Source organism: Miniphocaeibacter halophilus (assembly GCF_016458825.1).
Classification (GTDB): Bacteria; Bacillota; Clostridia; order Tissierellales; family Peptoniphilaceae; genus Miniphocaeibacter; species Miniphocaeibacter halophilus.
Genome location: NZ_CP066744.1, coordinates 1,574,347 through 1,594,131, shown reverse-complemented (window position 1 = coordinate 1,594,131; position 19,785 = coordinate 1,574,347). Strand labels below are relative to the sequence as shown.

General features: G+C 29.6%; 18 protein-coding genes and 1 other annotated feature. Of the genes, 3 read left to right on the top strand and 15 right to left on the bottom strand.

The window, feature by feature from the left end:
• Positions 1–5: 5 nt before the first annotated feature.
• From JFY71_RS07815 to JFY71_RS07755, 13 genes are all read right to left on the bottom strand, one after another.
• A complete protein-coding gene (locus tag JFY71_RS07815) occupies positions 6–1,172 on the bottom strand; it encodes a BMP family lipoprotein (protein WP_243660250.1) in 1,167 nt (388 codons plus the stop codon).
• A gap of 9 nt (positions 1,173–1,181) precedes the next feature.
• Positions 1,182–2,231: an S-methyl-5-thioribose-1-phosphate isomerase gene (gene mtnA, locus JFY71_RS07810; protein WP_243660249.1), complete on the bottom strand. Its 1,050-nt coding sequence runs from the start codon at positions 2,229–2,231 to the stop codon at positions 1,182–1,184.
• A gap of 9 nt (positions 2,232–2,240) precedes the next feature.
• Positions 2,241–3,170, bottom strand: a complete 930-nt coding sequence (locus JFY71_RS07805; protein WP_243660248.1) for an MDR/zinc-dependent alcohol dehydrogenase-like family protein — start codon at positions 3,168–3,170, stop codon at positions 2,241–2,243.
• On the bottom strand, positions 3,171–4,004 hold the full coding sequence (locus JFY71_RS07800) for a purine-nucleoside phosphorylase (RefSeq protein ID WP_243660247.1): 834 nt from the start codon (positions 4,002–4,004) through the stop codon (positions 3,171–3,173).
• Positions 4,005–4,365: 361 nt separating this feature from the next.
• A complete protein-coding gene (locus JFY71_RS07795) occupies positions 4,366–4,722 on the bottom strand; it encodes a hypothetical protein (protein WP_243660246.1) in 357 nt (118 codons plus the stop codon).
• 84 nt (positions 4,723–4,806) lie between these two features.
• Positions 4,807–6,003, bottom strand: coding sequence for a MalY/PatB family protein (locus JFY71_RS07790; protein ID WP_243660245.1), 1,197 nt, complete (start codon positions 6,001–6,003; stop codon positions 4,807–4,809).
• Complete coding sequence (locus JFY71_RS07785; RefSeq protein WP_243660244.1) at positions 5,993–6,970, bottom strand: D-cysteine desulfhydrase family protein; 978 nt, start codon at positions 6,968–6,970, stop codon at positions 5,993–5,995. Before JFY71_RS07785 ends, JFY71_RS07790 begins: the two co-directional genes overlap by 11 nt.
• 9 nt (positions 6,971–6,979) lie before the next feature.
• Positions 6,980–8,221, bottom strand: coding sequence for a dicarboxylate/amino acid:cation symporter (locus JFY71_RS07780; protein WP_243660243.1), 1,242 nt, complete (start codon positions 8,219–8,221; stop codon positions 6,980–6,982).
• A gap of 161 nt (positions 8,222–8,382) precedes the next feature.
• Positions 8,383–9,156 (bottom strand): ABC transporter ATP-binding protein, encoded by a 774-nt coding sequence (locus tag JFY71_RS07775; RefSeq protein WP_243660242.1) that lies wholly within the window; start codon positions 9,154–9,156, stop codon positions 8,383–8,385.
• A complete protein-coding gene (locus tag JFY71_RS07770) occupies positions 9,156–10,034 on the bottom strand; it encodes an ABC transporter permease (protein ID WP_243660241.1) in 879 nt (292 codons plus the stop codon). Before JFY71_RS07770 ends, JFY71_RS07775 begins: the two co-directional genes overlap by 1 nt.
• Before the next feature lie 23 nt (positions 10,035–10,057).
• Positions 10,058–11,092, bottom strand: a complete 1,035-nt coding sequence (locus JFY71_RS07765) for an ABC transporter substrate-binding protein (protein WP_243660240.1) — start codon at positions 11,090–11,092, stop codon at positions 10,058–10,060.
• Between the two features lie 322 nt (positions 11,093–11,414).
• Positions 11,415–12,431, bottom strand: coding sequence for an ABC transporter substrate-binding protein (locus JFY71_RS07760; protein WP_243660239.1), 1,017 nt, complete (start codon positions 12,429–12,431; stop codon positions 11,415–11,417).
• A 128-nt stretch (positions 12,432–12,559) separates the two neighbouring features.
• Positions 12,560–12,770: a binding site (T-box leader), on the bottom strand.
• A gap of 60 nt (positions 12,771–12,830) precedes the next feature.
• Positions 12,831–13,247, bottom strand: coding sequence for a HutP family protein (locus tag JFY71_RS07755; protein WP_243660238.1), 417 nt, complete (start codon positions 13,245–13,247; stop codon positions 12,831–12,833).
• 247 nt (positions 13,248–13,494) lie between these two features.
• Between JFY71_RS07755 and JFY71_RS07750 the strand changes: the two genes are divergently transcribed.
• Genes JFY71_RS07750 through JFY71_RS07740 form a run of 3 tightly spaced genes read left to right on the top strand, consistent with a single transcriptional unit; the run spans position 13,495 to position 15,556 of the window.
• Positions 13,495–14,709, top strand: coding sequence for a homoserine dehydrogenase (locus JFY71_RS07750; protein ID WP_243660237.1), 1,215 nt, complete (start codon positions 13,495–13,497; stop codon positions 14,707–14,709).
• Between the two features lie 36 nt (positions 14,710–14,745).
• Positions 14,746–15,264: a GNAT family N-acetyltransferase gene (locus tag JFY71_RS07745; RefSeq protein ID WP_243660236.1), complete on the top strand. Its 519-nt coding sequence runs from the start codon at positions 14,746–14,748 to the stop codon at positions 15,262–15,264.
• Positions 15,248–15,556 carry a thioredoxin family protein gene (locus tag JFY71_RS07740; RefSeq protein WP_243660235.1) on the top strand — a complete coding sequence of 103 codons (309 nt, stop codon included), beginning with the start codon at positions 15,248–15,250 and terminating at the stop codon, positions 15,554–15,556. Before JFY71_RS07745 ends, JFY71_RS07740 begins: the two co-directional genes overlap by 17 nt.
• A 111-nt stretch (positions 15,557–15,667) precedes the next feature.
• Here the strand turns inward: JFY71_RS07740 and JFY71_RS07735 are convergent, their stop codons facing one another.
• Both JFY71_RS07735 and JFY71_RS07730 read right to left on the bottom strand, forming a co-directional pair.
• Positions 15,668–17,131, bottom strand: coding sequence for a GNAT family N-acetyltransferase (locus JFY71_RS07735; RefSeq protein WP_243660234.1), 1,464 nt, complete (start codon positions 17,129–17,131; stop codon positions 15,668–15,670).
• Positions 17,132–17,240: 109 nt separating this feature from the next.
• Positions 17,241–19,667, bottom strand: coding sequence for a cell wall-binding repeat-containing protein (locus JFY71_RS07730; protein WP_243660233.1), 2,427 nt, complete (start codon positions 19,665–19,667; stop codon positions 17,241–17,243).
• Positions 19,668–19,785 lie beyond the last annotated feature (118 nt).

Below are 19,785 nucleotides of genomic sequence, written 5' to 3'. Positions count from 1 at the left end.
TAATTTTACTCAAGTCCTTCAAAATCCTCAGGTGTAGTTTCACTAAAGTTTGAAGGTGGTACAATCTTTCCTTCTTTAACTGCAGTATATACTTTTTCTAATTCTTCTAATGTTTTTTCTGACAGTTGATGTCTTCCTTCTTCTTTTACATAGCCAGTTGAGTCAGTGTCTGCTTTCAATAATGCATTTTCACCTTTAAACTTACCTGCAGCCATATTTTCTAATTGTTTTTCAACATTCATTCCCATTATTTTTAGTCCAGATGTAATAACTATGTTTTTGTCGCCACTTTTACCATCATCAAATTGGTCAACATCACAACCAATTACTTTTATATCATCGGCTTCTTTAGCTGCTGTAAATACTCCATTACCAGAGTTACCTGCTGCTACAAACATTATATCTACATCTTGGTCAATTAATGCATTTCCTACTACTTTTCCTGTAGCTTCATCGTTGAAGTCTCCTATGTAGTTACCTCCAACATTATTTTTATTAACATCTTCTCCCGCATAGGAAGGTAGTTCAATTATTTCTGCTTTTGCATCTAAATGTTTTACTGCGTAGTTTACACCGGCTTCAAATCCAAATTGATAGTTTACATTTGATGGAAATGCAATACCGTTTACTACTGCTATTTTTCCGGTTTTAGTTTCTAATGCTGCTGCTACTCCTGCATAAAATCCACTTTCTTGTTCAGCAAATTGCATAGCATAAACATTTTCTAATTCTACTTCTTCACCACTTGCATTTGTAGGATAAGAATCTACTAAAATAAATTTAGTATCAGGGTTTTCTTCTGCAACTGCTCCAATTCCTGCAAATTGGTAACCACAAGCTACAATAACATCATAATCAGCTACAATATCTGAAACTTGTTTAACTCCTGCCGCTGGGTCTCCTGTTGGTTCTTGTATTGGAGTAACTTTTGCATCAGGATGATTTTCGATAAAGGCTAAAATTCCCTCATAGTTATCTTGGTTAAAGGAACCATCGTCTACACCGGATGGACTGGAAACTATAGCTATATTTAAAGCATCACCCTTATCTTCAACTTTACCACCTGCTACGTCAGTACCAGTTTCCGAATTATCTTTTCCACCGCCACAAGCTACAAGTAACATTGAAGCTACAAGTAACATAGCAATTAAAATTAAATTTTTTTTCTTCATTATTTCCTCCTATTTTTTTGATATCTTAAGTAGACTCTCTTTAAAAGGTGGTCTACATATACCTTTCTCAGTAATTATGGCTGTAATTAAACTGTTGTCTGTAACATCAAAGGCAGGATTATATGTATTAACCCTTTTTGGTGCCATAGGCTTTTTATAAAATTTTTCCTTTATTTCATTACCATCTCTTAACTCTATTTTAATATCATTACCTGTTTTACATCCCATATCCAAGGTTGATGTAGGTCCAAGTACATAAAATGGAATATTATAATATTTTGCTAGAATGGCAACGCCACTTGTGCCAATTTTATTTGCTACATCACCATTGGCAGCTATTCTGTCACATCCTACAAGACAAGCATTAATCCAACCATTTTTCATAACAATACTTGCCATATTATCGCAAATTAGTGTTACATCTACATCTGCTTTATCCAGCTCATAGGAAGTTAGTCTTGCTCCCTGTAATAAAGGTCTTGTTTCATCAGCAAAAACTCTAAAATTATAACCTTTCTCCTGACCAAGTAAAATTGGACCTAGTGCAGTTCCATATAGGGATGTAGCCATTGGTCCTGCATTACAGTGGGTTAAAATACCATCTTCTTTTTCCAATAGTGACAATCCTAATTCCGATATTTTCCTACACATTTCTATATCTTCTTCTTGTATTTCAATTGCTTCTCTTTCAAGTAAGTCTACAATGTCGTCAATGCTTTTTCCCTTGTTTGAAATTACAACTTTTTCCATTCTTTCCAAGGCCCATGAAAGATTTACTGCCGTAGGTCTTGATGAGTTTAAATATTCCTTATTTTCTTTAAAAACACTTAAGAATTCATTATAATCATCTGCATTTATATTTTTAGCTAAAATATAAATTGAGTAGGCAGCACAAATTCCTATAGCTGGTGCTCCCCTTACCTTTAACTCAAATATAGCATCGTACATTTCCTTAGCTGTTTTCAATTCTAAGTATATTTCTTCATTTGGTATTTTTGTTTGATCTAATATTACTACTGCTGACTTATTTTCATTTAAATTTACATTCGTTGGTTTCATTTCTCACCCTTATTTTATTCTAAACCCAATTTTAAATTCTTTTGATTTAAAAGCTTCTTCAAATTCTTCTAATTTAAAAAATTTAATATTAGGAAAATTTACATATCCTTTTTCCAATAATGATAAAGCCGGCTTAAAAGGACCACATCTACTACCTTTAATGGTAATTTCATTTACTACAAAATAGCTTAGGTCAATATTTATATTATTGGCATAGGTGCTTTTCACAACTATAACCCCTTGTTTTCTAGTAATTTTTTTAGCTGTATCAAATCCTGATGGACTACCCGTTGCCTCTATAACTATTTCATAGCTATCATCTGTACTAGTTGTTGTTTTAGCAAATGCTTTAAAGTTTTCTAACTTGTCACTATGTTTTCCAATTATGGTTAAATCTGCTCCTGTTAGTGCAACTACTTGAGAAATCATAAATGATAATCTACCATCTCCAATTACGGCAACCTTTGTACTTGGTTTAATATGAACTTGGTCCAGTATTTCAATTGCAGCGGCTAAAGGTTCTGTAAATAACGCTTTCTCGCTTGCTAAATTATCCGGAATTCTATGCAATAACCTTGTATCCCAAGTTAAATATTCTGCAAAAACGCCATCATGGTTATCGATGCCTATAACTTCCCTAGTTAGACAATGTTTTTCCCTATTGCTAGTACAATAAATACAATTACCACAACCTCTATTTATATCTGCAACTACTCTTTTGCCGATTAGGGATTTATCCTTTGAATCTTCTACTACCCCTACAAATTCATGTCCTAATATTCCTTTAAAGTCTGGCCTATATCCCTTCATTATTTCTTTGTCGGTGTTACAAATTCCTGCTAGTTCAATTTTTATTAACGATTCATTTTCTTTCCTTGTTGGCTTACTGTAGTCTTCCACATAGGATAATTTTTCACCATTATAATATAGGGCTTTCAACTATATTTCACTTCCAATCTTAATAATAGAATCTGTAACTAGTTTTTTAAAAAGTGGAGCCACCTTATCAGCTGTTTCAGCCACATCTTCATGGGTTAAAGGCGTTTTCGATATTCCTGCTGCCATATTTGTAATACATGAAATACCACAAATTTTCATTTCCATATGTTTAGCAGCTATAGCCTCACATGCAGTACTCATTCCAACTGCATCAGCTCCTAAAATATTACACATTTTAATTTCTGCAGGACTTTCAAAATTAGGTCCTGTTAATTGAAGATATACACCTTTTTGAACCTTAATATTATTTTCAAAAGCTGCTTCTTCTATTTTCTCAATTAAGTCTTTACTATAAATCTCAGACATATCAGGAAATCTTGTTCCTAACTCCTCTATATTTTCTCCTATTAAGGGAGATGGAACAAAAGAGCCTATTTGATCTTTAATTATCATAAAATCTCCTACTTGGAAATTTTCATTTACTCCACCAGTAGCATTTGTTAAAAATAATATATCTGCTCCCATTTTCTTCATTAATCTAATTGGCAATACAACTTCTTCCATTGTATATCCTTCATAATAATGAACTCGACCTTGCATAATAACCAAGGGTATATTATTTATATACCCAAAAACAAATCTACCTTTATGACCTAGTACCGTTGAAGTAGGAAATCCTTCAATATCCTTATAGTCAATAGCGGCTTTGATTTCTATTGTATCTGCAAAATCGCCTAATCCTGAACCTAATATTAAAGCTATTTTAGGCTCAAAGGGAATTTTTTCCTTAATGCTATTATATGTTTGTTCCAACCTTGCATATTGTTTTGTCATTGCTTCCTCCTTAATGTCTTTATTTAAATTTTACCAAGGAAAAAACATCATTACAACTTATATGTTTTTTATATATATTTGATATTTTTATAATACCAATAGCAAAAAAAGAGATTATTATTCAATAATCCCATAAACCCCTTGTTTTATTCTTTTTCACTTAAAATTATATTTGAATATTCCTGTAACATAATTCTCATTTTTACTATATCGTCAAAAGAAAATTTCTCCATTAATTTTTTATTTGTCATAATAATAGAATTTACATCGTACTTTTTATGTCTTAAATCAAAATCTTTTCCTTTTTTAGTTACATAGAGATTATAATATTTTCTATTATCTGAATTTAATTCCCTATAGATTAAATCATCATTTTTTCTAAACTCGTTAATCTTTGAGATATAAAAGCAGGCGTTTTATCCCATTTTTTAGCAAGTATATTAGCTGTAATTCCTGGGTTATCAGCAATATCAGTTATTAAATGGGCTTCCAACATGGACAAATTCATATTAGTTCCATAATCTTTAGACTTGTAAATATATTTGTAGTAATTAATTACAAAATCATATACATATTCATTAAATTTATCTAAAACTACATATAATTTCTTTAACTCATCTTCTTCTAATTCATCGATATTGATTTTTTCTAACCTATTAATATCTATTTGTTCAATTTTTTCTAATTGTCTAATATAGTCCCTATCCGTTTTAGTCAATACCTTTGCCCCCTTATAAATAAAAATATAAATAGTATCTACTACCTATTAATTCTAACAGATTGTAGATACTATTAATACTTACTATTTATCTAAATTATAGTATTCCTTCAAATATTTTTTAACTCTATCTAAATTTTCTAAAAGTTTTTTTGTTGGTAGACCAGTATTGATTCGAATAAAGTTTTCACCATTATCCCCAAATGATAAACCATCACTTGTAAAGAAATTACATTGAGTATCTAAAAAGCTCATAAATTTTCCATGTTCTTTTTCTAAATTTTCAAAATTAACCCAAACTAAAAAACTTGCATCTGGTTTCATAACTTTAAAATTATCTCCATACTCTTCAAAGAATTCTATAACAATTTTATTATTTTTATCAATTACTTGCTTTACTTCTTCTAACCAGTCTAAAGCATTGTCATAAGCGGATTTAGTAGCAACTAAGCCTAAAACATTAGCTCTTTCTATACCAATATTTTCATTACATTTAACAAACTCTTTTCTTATATTCTCGTTTTTAATAAATATATTCGAACATTGTAAACCTGCAATATTGAAAGTTTTTGAAGCAGCGGTACAAACTATTGCCCTATCGCCAATAGTGTCGTTAACTCTTCCCAATATTATATGTTCTTTATTATTAAAAATAAGATCTGAGTGAATTTCATCTGAAACTATTAATAAATCATTTTTTTCAACAATTTCAACAACTTTTAATAGATCTTCCTTAGTCCATACTACTCCACCAGGATTATGAGGACTACAGAACAATACTAGTTTCACCTCTGATTTAGAAGCTAATTCATTAAACTTATCAAAATCTATTTTATATTCATTGTTATCATATATTAAAGGACATTCTAATATTTTTCTACCTTGTCCTTCAATTACATCATAAAATGGATGATATACCGGTGTAAAAATAATCACTTCATCTCCAACTTCTGTAAAAGCTCTTACTGAAGTTGCCAAGGCTGATACTATGCCAGGAGTTGTTACAATCCATTCCTTTTTTGCTTCATAGTTGTGATAATCTTTAAAAAACTTTATTACGGATTCTAAATAGGAATCCACAGGTTTAGAATAGCCTAAAGTTTGAGTTTTTGCATACTCAGTTATACCTTCTACAATTTCTGGAGCTGTTAAGAAATCCATATCTGCAACAGACATAGGGATTACTCCCTCTCCTATATTTGAACATCTAGAATCCATGTTTAACCATTTACTAGATCCTGTTTCTCTTCTTGTTAAATAACTTTCAAAATCATATTTCATTGTTTTTTCTCTCCTTAGCAATTTCATAAATAATATTTCTTTGTTCTTTTGTCCATCCCATTAATCCACCTGTATGAATAAACAAAATATTATCTTCCTTAATATTGCCTTTTTCTATTTCCTTAATTAAACCTCTAAATGCTTTACCTGTATAGCAAGGATCAAACACTATCCCTTCTGTACTAGCAATCTTATAGTAGAATTCCAGTTCCTCTCTTGTTGCTATTGCATAACCTTCCCCTACATACAAATCATTTATGTCTATTGTGTCAAAGGAATTAATTTTATTATCTATAGTATTTAAAATATCTACTATTTTTTCCTTAAATTCCTCTTTTGATGAATTAACTGAAAATCCTAAGATTCTTTTATTATTATTTGTATTATAATTGCCATACCAAAGACCGGCATAAGTACCACCTGAACCAACAGGAATAGAGATTAAATCAAATTTTATATTTAAATTTTTCTCTTGTTCGAGTATTTCATTATAGGTGTTTATATATCCATATGTACCTATTTTATTAGACGCTCCTACAGGAATTTTATATACTGTTCTTCCTTTTTTAGTTAGTTCTTCTGCAATTTTGTCCATTTCTTCATCTAAAGATGAATCTTCATTTACTAGATGAACCTTTGCACCTAATATATAATCTAAAAATAAATTGCCTTCAAATTCCTCAATATTTCCCTTGAGAATTAAATGACATTCTAGTCCAAGCTTCGCACAAACCGCTGCCGTTGCCCTACAATGATTTGATTGTAGAGCTCCAACAGTGATTACACAATTACATTTATTATTTAAGGCTTCTTTTATTGAGTACTCTAATTTACGCACTTTATTTCCAGAAGTTTCTGTTCCTGTAAAATCATCTCTTTTTAAATATATATTTTTATTATATTTTTTACTTAACTTTTCTAATTTAATAATTTTTGTTGGTAAATTAGCTAAATTAATTTTATCCATATTTATTACCTAAATTCCTACTTTTCTTTTAACCCAGTCTTTTCCTTCAACTATTCTAGTAACAATCATAGATGCAATAGCATCTCCTGAAGCGTTTAACATTGTTGCAGCTGGATCAACTAAAAATCCAATTGTAGCAATTAATGGAAAAGCTTCTGGTGGAAAACCGAATAATGAAACTATTAACATTTCACCTACAAGACCACCACCTGGTGCTCCTGACAATACAAAGGCAGCTAATACAGAAACCACTATTGCCATTGCATATGTACTAACACCAGTAAAAGGCATATCAAATACACCAAATAAAAAACTTATTTTTACAATTGATGATAATACAGATCCATCCATATGCATTGTAGCTCCCATTGGTAGTACTATATTACTAATATCTTCTGGTACACCCATTTTGTCACAGGCTTCTTTATTAACAGGTATAGCTGCAACGGAACTTTGTGTTGCAAATGCAGTTATTGCTGGATTTGCTATATTTTTAGCCATTCTTTTTACTCCGGTCTTACCACCTGCATAATAAGAATATATTGGGAACATTACAAACATATAAACAAATACCAATGGATAATAAACTATTAATACTCTACCGTAATCTGTAATTAGTTCTGGTCCCAATTCACCTATTAAGTTTGCAAAATATGCTCCTAAACCTATTGGCGCATACATCATTATGAAACTTACTACCTTCATAATTATATCATTTAAATTTACAAAGAATTTTCCAACAGGACTTTCATCCCCACCACAAATGGACATTGCTAGTCCAAATAATATTGCAAATATTATTAATGGAAGCATATGTTCCTTACTTAACAATTGTCCAAAATCTGTAACTGTTAAGGAACTTACAAACATTTCACCTGCCGTTTTAGCTTCTGCCATTTCTGCTGCTTCCGGTAATGTTACATTTGCAGTTGGTGGAAACACATTTACTGTAACTAATACAAAAGCTGATGCTATTAATCCAGTTATAACAAATACTGCTACAGTAGACCCTAAAATTTTTCCCAATCTTTTTAAGTTAACCATGCTTCCAACAGCACTGGTTATGGAAACAAAAACCATAGGTACTACAATTGTAAACATTAGATTTAGGAATATGTCTCCTAAAGGTTTCAACTTAGTAGCTTTTTCTCCAAAAACAGCTCCTATTATTGCTCCGATAACTATTCCACCAATTAGAATTAATGGAAAATACCTGTCAAAAAAACTTTTCTTACTTTCACTTTTACTCATATGTATAACTCCTTTCATTTATAGTTAACTAAGTTAACTGTTAACCAAATTATATATTACTTAAATAAATATGTCAACGTTTTTTTCGTAACGTTTTCACCTCTTGTGAAATGTTTAAAAAACATAAAAAAAGTGTACAATAAAGTACACTTTTATAATTACTATTCTGTTCTTGTTTCCATTTCAATTATTTTGTCTTGGTATATTTTATATAATTCTTGTTCTGTAATTTCTGAACTTTTCTTATCTAAAACTATCTTACCACGTTCTAACATAATTACCCTATCTGAATATTCTACTGCATCTCTCATATCGTGGGTAATCATAACAGTAGTGAGCTTTTTATTTTTTATTAAATCAATTGTTTTGTTCATTACAACTCTGGAGGTTTTTGGGTCAAGGGCTGCAGTATGTTCATCTAATAAAAGTATTTTGGGATGTTTCATCGACGCCATTAAAAGCGACAAGGATTGTCTTTGACCACCTGAAAGTAAATCTACCCTACTATCCAACTTATTTTCTAAACCTAGATCCAATGTTTTTAACTGCTCTTTATAATATTCTATTCTATCTTTTTTAATAAGCTTTCTTAATGTGAATTTTTCATTTTTTTTATCAGCTAATGCCATATTTTCTAGTATTGTTAAAGATGGAGATACTCCCATAGAAGGGTTTTGGTGAACTCTTCCAATATATTTAGATCTTTTTTCCTCTTTATACTTACTAATATCTTCACCATCTATTTCAATTATACCTGCATCTGCCTCTAATGATCCTGCAATTAAATTCATTAATGTGGACTTTCCACATCCATTTGAACCTATTATAGTAGTAGCAGTATTATCTTCAAAAGCTATATTAAAGTCACGAAAAAGATTGTTTTCAAAATCAGTACCTATATTGAAACTCTTATACAAATTCTTAATTTTTAACATTAAATTCGCTCCTTACTACGCTTCTTTATTTGCCAATTTGCATATCCGTTGTTATAGGCAATAAACAACACTACAATAATACCTGTTACCATCTTAAAGTCTGATGGTTGTAATCCAGCTTCTAATGCTAATGCATTTATGGCCTTATATATTATTGCACCTATTAATACCCTAGTTGTACCTCTTAGATTTCTATATCTAAATATAGTATCTCCTATAATTATTGAAGCTAGTGCAATAACTATAGTACCCGGTCCCATTTGCATATCTGCAAATTTTTGAGATTGAGTTAACAATGCACCGGATAATGCTACTAAACCATTTGATAACATTAATCCAATTATAATATATTTGTTTGAAGATTCTCCTAAGGATCTAACTAAGGACTTATTATCTCCTGTTGCTACAAGCATATATCCAGATTCTGTTTTTAAAAATCTGTCAACTAGAAATTTTACAATTGCAACTATAACAATCATCACTATAATTCTATCTATATATTTATTACCAAAAGAAAAATAGTCGAATATTACCTTTGAGCCGGATAATGGCACATTGGCTTTTCCATTAATCCTTAAGTTAATGGAGTATAGAATTGTCATATTTAAAATTCCTGCTAACAATGGTTTTATTTTTAGACCTATACATAGTAAAGCTGCTAATAATCCGGTTAGTGTTCCTAATACAAAGGTACCTATAGTACCAATTACCGGATCTATTCCCATTGTAGCTAATTTTGCAAATAGTAACGCTCCAAATGGAAATGTACTATCGACAGATAAATCTGCTATATCCAATACTTTATAAGTAAGATAAACACCTATACCGAGTATTGTATATATAAGTCCTTGTTCTATAGTAGTATAGATTAAATTCAAAAATGTTCCCCCCAAAAAATTTATTATTCAGCAGAAATTTCTGTTGCATCCTCAAAAACTTTTAATTCCTCATTTAAATCTAGGGCCTTTAATGTTTCAATATTATAATTTTTAATATAGGTCTTAGATTTTTCTACAGGAATATCTTTTGGTGATAAACCGTCAACTAATATTTTCTTAGCCATTTCCGCTGTTTGTTTTCCTAATTCATAATAACTAATACCATTTGATATTAGTATTCCGCCTTGAACATGAGCTTCTTCAGCTCCAACTGTAACTAGTTTATTTTCAATAGCGATTTCTGAAATAATAGAAATACTAGAAGCTATCATATTATCTGTAATAGTGTAAATTCCATCTAACTCTTTTACTTTAGACTGTAAAGCCTGTGTAACATCATTAATACTATTAACGCCTATTTCTATTATTTTTATTCCTAATTCGTCTTCTAATTCCTTAGCTTGTTCAATTTGTACTTCACTGTTTCTTTCACTTGTGTTATATATAATTCCTATATTTTCTATGGAATCATCTATTTCTTTAAATATGCTTAATTGTTCTTTCATCGGTGCTTCATCTAAAGTACCTGTAATATTTCCACCTGGCTTTTCATTTGATTCTACTAATTTTTCTTTTACTGCATCTGTTACAGCTGAAAAAAGTACCGGTGTTTTTTCCTCTGAATCAGCTGTTGCTTGTTGCGCTGCCTGAGTAGTTGGAGTAGCAATGGAATAAATTAAATCTACCTTATCTCCAACGTATTTTTGAACAATTTGTGATGCAACACTAGCATCTTGCTGGGCATTGCTATAATTGATTTTAGCACTTACACCTAACTCGTCTAAACCATCAATAAAGCCTTCCCTGGCAGAGTCCAAAGCTGGATGCTCTGCTAATTGTGCAATTCCTATTGTAAAATCCACATCACTTGAATTTGTTTCTTTTACATTTGTTTTTGTTCCTGTTGTTGTAGTAGTTTTACTACTATTGTTAGAACAACCTATAACCGTAAACATTAATAAAGCTATTAATAAACCAACTCTACAAATTTTCTTCATTTTTATTCCCCCTATTATTCCATGTAGTTCAGTGGGAATAGTGCAAAACTTAGAAAAGTTTTAAATAAAAAAATTATATTATCTATTTCATCAAATAAAAAACGACTTTAGATCTTATAATATAATTGATTTATTTTATACTAAAATATTTTCTTTTAAAAATAAAACAAAGTCCCTTATGCACAACAAGCACAAGGGACTAAAACTTTTCTATTTCCCTACTTTGCTACTATCCTACATAATTAAAATCATTTAAAAATTCTACTATTCTACAATGCTACATTAATACTACTATTTTACTTTTAAAAAATAATAAAGTCAACTATTTGACAAATTCTGCATTTTCAAAAATTGGTAAATTCTTATCTAATCCTAATTTTTCCAAAGTAGTTTCATTTACTTTCATAGTCTTAGTTTTTCCTAACTCTACCGGTATTGTTCCTGGGTCTGTTCCATCAACTAAAATCGCTTTAGCTTTTTCAGCAGCCTGCTTACCCATATCGTAGAATTTAGAACCATTACTTAAAAGAATTCCACCATCTACCTGAGACTCCTCTGCACAAATAGAAATCATCTTTTTCTCATTAAGTGCTTCACTAACTAAGTCTACTGAATTTGCTACCATATTATCTGAAACAACATAAAGTGCATCTATATCTGATAATAGAGTTTGTAGTGATTGTGCCATGTCGTTTATACTATTTATTCCTGTTGTCTTAACTTCCAAACCTACTTCCGGAGCTATTTTTTCAACTTGTTCCACTTGTGTTGTACTATTTTGCTCACTAGTGTTATATATAATTCCAATTGTTTTTATTTCTGGATCTAATTCCTTAAATATTTCCAATTGAGATTTAACATCTGCAGCATCTAAAACACCTGTAACATTTACTCCCGGCTTTTCATGATTATCCATAAGTCCGGCATCAACAGCATCTGTAACAGCAGAGAAAACTATAGGTATGTCTGCTGAAGCTTTTGTAACTGCTTGTGCTGAAGATTGAGTTGCTTGAGTTCCTATGGAGAAAATCATATCTACTTTGTCAGAAATAAATTTTTCTGCAATTTGTGAAGCTACTCCCATGTCCCCTTGTGCATTTTTTTCTTCAAATTTAACATCTACTCCTAGTTCTTCTAGGCCATCTTTAAAACCCTCTCTTGCACTGTCTAAAGCTTGGTGGTCCAACAATTGATTTATTCCTATAGTAAACTCAGCTTTAGTATCTGAAGTTTTATCTGTTGCTGCCTTATCTGTTTCTTTTCCATTGTCATTACTACATCCTGTTAATAAAAGTGACGTTACTACTCCTATTGCCAATATTTTTTTTAAAATTTTCATACCCCAGTCCCTCCGTAATATATATCTTTTAATTATTTTATTTAAAATTACTAAAGTGCTACCCTGACATATTGTGATGATTAAATATTTATATTATAGATTTAGGTAATAAAAAAAGCCTTCATCCCAAAAGGGACGAAAGCTATATTCCGCGGTACCACCCAAATTATGATAAAAAAATCATCACTTGCTATTCTTTAACGGGAATCTCCGAATAAGACTACTTTATTTCACCTTATTAGCTCTAGAGCGAATCGTAAAAAAATCATTTATTGTCTTTCACCAAATAACAACTCTCTAAGAAACTCAAATTTTACTTTTCTCTATCTTTGCATTTATTCCTTATATCATAATATGATAACAAGAGTTTGTCAATATATAATATAATATCAATAACTCTTAATTAATTGGTATAACTCTGTGTCCAAGTCCTATAGATAATTCATTAAGATGAAGTAGTCCAACTGAAATGAATATACAAACTGCAATATGGTCTTCTCCCCTTGCTATTCCAATTTTACCACCTGCATTAAGACCTGAAGCTTTTTCAATTATTTGATTTAATGCCTCTTTCGTTGCACCTAATACTGCTCCGTCATACACATGATTATCTCCAACTAAATTATTTCTTTTAGCACTAACTAATGCCGATTCTAATAATTTAGGTATGGAATTTAATATATTTCCACCTATATTAACTGCACATGATTTTATTCCAACTGTTTCAAACTCTTTTTTTAATTCTCTCTCTTCGTCAAAATTTTCTGATAATGCTAATTTTATTGCAACTTTTGCAACTTCTTTACTTGTTTTCATATATTCACCTCAAATATTTACATAAAAAAAGTATATCATAAAAACTATTATACAAAAATCATAAAGATATTAATGTAATAATATTTTAGTAAAAATGTATACTTATACGATAATAAATTAATGTTTTTTAATAAAATATAAAAAAGATATGGTTATTAATTAAAAAATAACTTTAGTTACCTAAATATAATTGAATTTTATTTCAATAACATATATAATTATATACAATAATTTACAGAGGTGAAATATGAAAAATATAGCAATACTAGGTTTTGGAACAGTTGGACAAGGAGTATATGAAATACTTCTAGAGCGTAGAGAAAAAATAAAAGAAATAATTAACCAGGATTTTTATATAAAAACTATCTTAGTTAACGATATTAACAAGGAAAGAGATATTGTTGATGGCATTACTCTAACTAATGATTTTAATATAATTCTTAATGATCCAGAAATTGATATTGTAGTTGAACTTACCGGAGCTTTAGAAAAGGGATTTGAATATATTTCTAAGTCCTTAAAAGCCGGAAAAAATGTTGTTACTGCTAATAAATCTGTAGTTTCTGCTTATTTTAAAGAGCTTCACTCTACTGCTCTTGAAAATAAAGTTAAGTTCCTCTACGAAGCTTCAGTTGGTGGTGGAATACCAATAATAAAACCTTTAAGGGAAGAAATAATGTTAAATGACATAGAGTCCCTACAAGGAATATTAAATGGTACATGTAATTATATACTTTCGAGAATGTTTAAAGAGAAATTATCATATAAAGACATATTAAAAGATGCTCAAGAACTAGGCTATGCAGAAGCAGATCCTACAGATGACGTTGAAGGTTTAGACACAATGAGGAAATTAAGAATTTTAAGTTCCATAGCCTTTGGCGTTGATATTAGGGAAGAAAATATTGACACTTTTGGTATATCTACAATTGAACTATGTGACGTTGAATATTTAGAAAAAAACAATTCTACTATTAAACTTTTAGCAACATCTACCTTCGATAAAAATAAAGGATATACTGCCTTTGTTGAGCCTACAATTGTTACAAATGAAGATTATTTTTCAACAGTAAGTATGGCTTTTAACTCTATTTCATTTGAGGGTAGCAATGTAGGACCTTTAAAGTTCTATGGTGCCGGAGCAGGAAAACTTCCAACAGGAGATGCTGTTTGTAGGGATATTATTGATATCTTCCTAGACAATACAAGTATTGAAGATTTCCATTTAAAAGAATCAACAAGTTTAAACCATGAAATTAAAGGAAGTTATTATTTAAGAACAGATATAAATGAAGATTTAATTTCCGATTTAAAAAATACTAATAATTTAGAAAAAAATGAAACTGTTGACAATAACAGTATTCTAATATTAAAAAATATTAGTAAGTTCAATATTATTGATTTACTTAAAAAATATAATATTGATGAAAAAGAATATTTCCTTGCAAAAATTGGATATTAATTATATGGGTATAATGTACTTATAGGGAGGTGCGTTATGGTTGACCGTATAAAAATGAAACTCAATTTAGCTGATGGATATTACAAATCAAACGAAGATGTTAATCAGGTTTTTTATGAAATGAGTGATGAATTAGCTAACACTATGTACAAAGCATATTCCAATTCAGTTGATTTTGAAGGTGATACTCTAGAGGATTTTCAAGATGAAATAAGTAATGTTTTCAAGGGTCTTTATGGGGAATTTATGCCTAATCTTTCATCAGTTATAGAAAAAGATGATAAAATAATTGGTGGTTTGTTACTTTGCATTTTTAAAGGTGAGCCGACTATTACCTATTTATTTACAAATCCTGACTATCAAAGAAAAGATGTAGCAACTATACTTTTAGAAAATACATGCTATAAATTATTAAACGAAGGATTTGAATACCTATATCTGTACTTAAACCTAAATAATATTCCTGCTTATAATTTATTTGATAAATTTGGGTTTAATGAAGTAATATATAATAAAAAGAAAAACTTGGAGGATTATTATGAATATAACAACTGAGAATTTTGAACAAGAGGTTCTTAATTCTAATATTCCTGTAGTTATAGATTTTTGGAAAGAAGATTGTGTACCTTGTGCTGCCTTAGAGCCTATTATTGATGAAATTGCAAAAGAAGCCGAAGGTTACAAAGTATACAAGGTAAATATTAAAGAAAATCTTGAATTAGCAAGAAAATATGTTATTTTTAGTGCACCAACAACAATGATATTTAAAGACGGTAAAATGGTAAAGGCTATTTCAGGATATCAAGAAAAAGAAACCATTGTTAATACAATAAAAGAATATTTATAATTTTTATATTTTTTATAAAAAGGTCTTGTTTTAGGATAATATCCAAAGCAAGACCTTTTTAATATTTAGTTTTAATTAAAAACCATATTAGTGTTTTCACATCTATTGATTTTAATGTATATCTTCGATTATATTAATACTATCAGCTAAATTATTCTTTATTAAATCGTATATATTATGTTCACTTATTTCTACAGATGAAATTAATTGGTCAAAATTTTCATACACAAAATAATTATCTGCACTTTCATCACAAAATACTAAATGCCCCATATAATCCCAAAAAACAGAATATTTATGACGATTATATATTATTTCAACTTTATGACCATTTTCCAAAGCATTATAAAATTCGTCAAAACTATAATTTACTTTTAAATCCTTTGTAATTTCATAAAAATCATCTTTAAAAACCGTATATACTAATTCATCTAAAAACTCATCTATTTTATATATTTTTGATTTAAAATGAGCTTCCTTTTTAAAACCTAAATTGTTTAATAAATTATTTGTTTTTTCATCTAAATAATTTATGCTAATTTCCACTCTTCTTGCATTAGACGTAGAAAAAATATAATCTAATAAAATATGTCCTGCTTCTGTGCCATACCCATTCCCTTCATATTCACTAAAGATATTTAAAAATATCCTTGCAGTTACATATTTTTCTTCTTTAAAATACAAATATCCTACTTGATTATTATTTTTCTTCTCCATAATTGCAAAAAATTTATTTTTATTATCTTTCTCTCTTATCATGTACTCAACTTGAGAAATATCCGAAATAAAAAGTCTGTTAATATTATTTTCTATTTCCATACGTGAACTCCAAATAGTCTCAATATCATCATCGTTTAAATCTCTTAAATAAACATTATCCCCCTCAACTACCCTTATATTGTTTAATTCCTCTAAATTATTATATAGTTGAACATCGCCAAAGGTTTTTATTTCACCATTTAAAAAAACAATTGCCCCTTCGTTTCCAACGGAGTAGATTTTTTTCTTTCTTTCCAAAAAATACCTTCTCATAGACTTCCTTTGTTGGTATGTATTTCTATAATGAACTTCTATTTCAAAATCGTCTATAAATCCTAGTCCCTCATAGTACCCATATTCATAGTAATCGTCATCAGGCGTTAAGTGATATTCTTTAAATTGAATCATTGCACCAGCTGAAGCACCCATAATAATTCCTTTATAATTTTTAATAGTATCCACAATATCAAACTCTTTTAATCTACTCATTAATTTGTCTGGATATCCACCTTGAAAATATATAATATCTGCATTTTCAATTTTTCTTTTAGCCGTTTCTCGATTATCCAAAAAATAGTTAAGCCATTTAATATTTTCTTCAAAAATACCATAGTCAAGAAAAGGAGTCGTTAACTTATTATAAGCCTCTCCCTTTTGAAACTTAAATTCTCTATCCCATTCCTTTGGAGTTTTAATATAATCCTCATGAAAAGAAAAAGGAATAATTAAAACAGACATCTTTCTATCAATATAATCTTCTAAGTAAAACTTAATAAAATCCTCATGAAAATTATCTAAATTTAATAATATATTCATAAAATTCTCCTTAATACAATTTAAACAAACACAATACATGTATACCCTATTTTGAAAATAAAAAATGCACTAAAAAAATTAGTGCATTTATAATTTACTATATTATATATTATCTATTACTAAATATATAGTCCTTTACAACTTCCGAAACATTATTTCCTCTAGATAGTACCATTGGATAACCATTCTTTGCTGCATATGGTGCTCCAACTATAGCATCCGGGAATACTTCTCCACTTGCTATTACTGCATGCTTTGGTTTTACATATACTTGTTCTGCCACCAATACTGATGTTTCATATCTGTCAGCACCGGCTATTCTATCTACTGTTGCAAATTTCTTAACTTCATTTGCCACTGTATCTGATACTGAATTAACTCCTCCACCAATGGTAACCTTAGATAAGTTCCAGTCTTTTATTGTTTTTGCTGTACTTTCCGGTAATTGACCCGGTCTTGTTAACAGTATTGGCATATTTTCTTCTACTGCCATAGATGTCATAGCTATGGCATCTGGGAAGTTTGTTCCATCAACTAATACCCCATCTGTTTTACTTCCTGTTAATCCTCTTACTCTATCTCCTACTAGTATTGCTGTATCGTATCTGTCCGGTCCACCTATTCTTTCAACTGTATAAGCAGATAGTTCTTTTTCTACTTTTTCAGATATTGAATTATTTCCACCTACTAATATTACTTTAGTCGCTCCAAGTCTGTTTATTTCAGCCTTTACTTCTGCCGGAATAGCATCTTTTCTTGTTAACATTATTGGCGCATCTAATTTATTTGCAAGTACTGTTGCTGTTAATTCATCTGTATATTTTTCTCCACTTGCCAGTAATACTATGCTGGATTTCTTGTATTCTTTTGCTACATCTGCTGATGTTCCATATCTATCCTTACCAGCTAGTCTGTATTGGACAAAGTCCATTAATTGACTCTCTATGTTTTCAGTTAAGGTAGACCTTCCACCTATTAGGGTTATTTCTTTTATAGTGCCTGTTGGATTTATAGGTTTTTCTGAATCTATAACAGATCTGTCCAGTACCCATTGGGCATATAGAATTGTATCTTTTGTTATTATAAAAGTATCTTCTATTGTATCATTCCCTAATGGATCCTTAGCCCAGCCATCAAATTTATAATCTTTTCTTGCTAAATTACCCGCATTTCCAAATACATCTACAGTTTCACCTTTTTCATACTCTCTGTTGTCTATTGGAACAGTTCCTAAAACAATATCGTCAGCATTAGCATCATAGCTAACTCTATATTTGGGAACTTCTTTCCACACGGCATAGACTGTTGTATCTTCTTCTATGGACGCAATTTCAGTTATTACTTTGCTCTCATCATTATCCGCTTCCAAGGACCAACCTGCAAATGTGTAGCCAGTCTTTTCTAGGTTTCCTTCATTTCTTTTTAAGGTAACCTTACTTCCTTCTTCATATTTGCTTTCATCTATCGGAACAACTCCTCCGGTGTTTCCATTTCCATCATAAACAATACTTACTTCTTTTTTCCAATTTGCATATAAAGTAACATTATTCGTTATTGGTTTTTCAAAATCAAACTCTTTAATACCTTCTTTATCTATTGACCAATAAGTAAATTTATAGCCTTCTTTTTTAGGATTTTCTAATTTTTTTAATTTATTGCCATGCTCAACTTCTTGAGTATTTATAATTTCATTAAAATTATTATCAAAATCAACTTTATATTTTTTTATAATCCTATAATATGTATCAAAATTATTTCCATCATAATTTTTGGTAAACTCTTCTGTCGATTTATAATAAACTCCTGTTTTTAGCCCCTTCCAACTATCTGTATATGGAGTTGTACCTTTAGCTAGTCCTGTATTACCCTTAAAACGAAAATTTAACCCTAGTGTTAGTTTGTTTAAATAAGGAGTATTTAGAAAAATATTATTCATGTTTTTTACTCCAAGCACACTATTTTTTGATAAATCTATTTCTTCAAAATTAGAATTGGCAAACATATAACTCATATCAGTAACTGTGGCAGTATTAAAGCCCGATACATCTAACTTCTTAATATTTTTAATATTATTGAACATATAAGACGTATTTTTTATTTCTTTTGCATTGTCCCACCTTGAAATATCTATTTCCTTTATTTTAACTCCATCAAATAAATGAGACATATTAGTAGTTTTTGTTATATCGAAATTATTTAGATTATTTATTTCTTTTAAATTATTGAAGCCATAAAATAAATAAGACATATCGATTGGCGCCTTTACTTTAGCTTTAAAAGTTATAATTTCAATATCATCTTTGTCTAAAGTTCCATTATTCCAAGGAGCCTCTTCTACAGTTGAAAAACTTCCACCCCCAAAAACGATTTCTTTATTATTATAATATTTCCAATTAGATGTTCTCCACTCACCTTCATCGACTATTTCTTTTGTGGTTTCTCCAGTTTCTTCTTGTCCATTAGTTTTTGCATAAGTTATGTTAAATAATAAGGAAAATATTAAAATAGATAAAATAACAAATATCCTTCTCTTCATACTCTATCACTCCTAGATTTACCTAATTATCTTAAGTATAAAATAGGATGTACCCATTTTCAAATGTTCATATAAAAAATAATAACCCTGATTAATTACTAATATTTTTTATATCAAT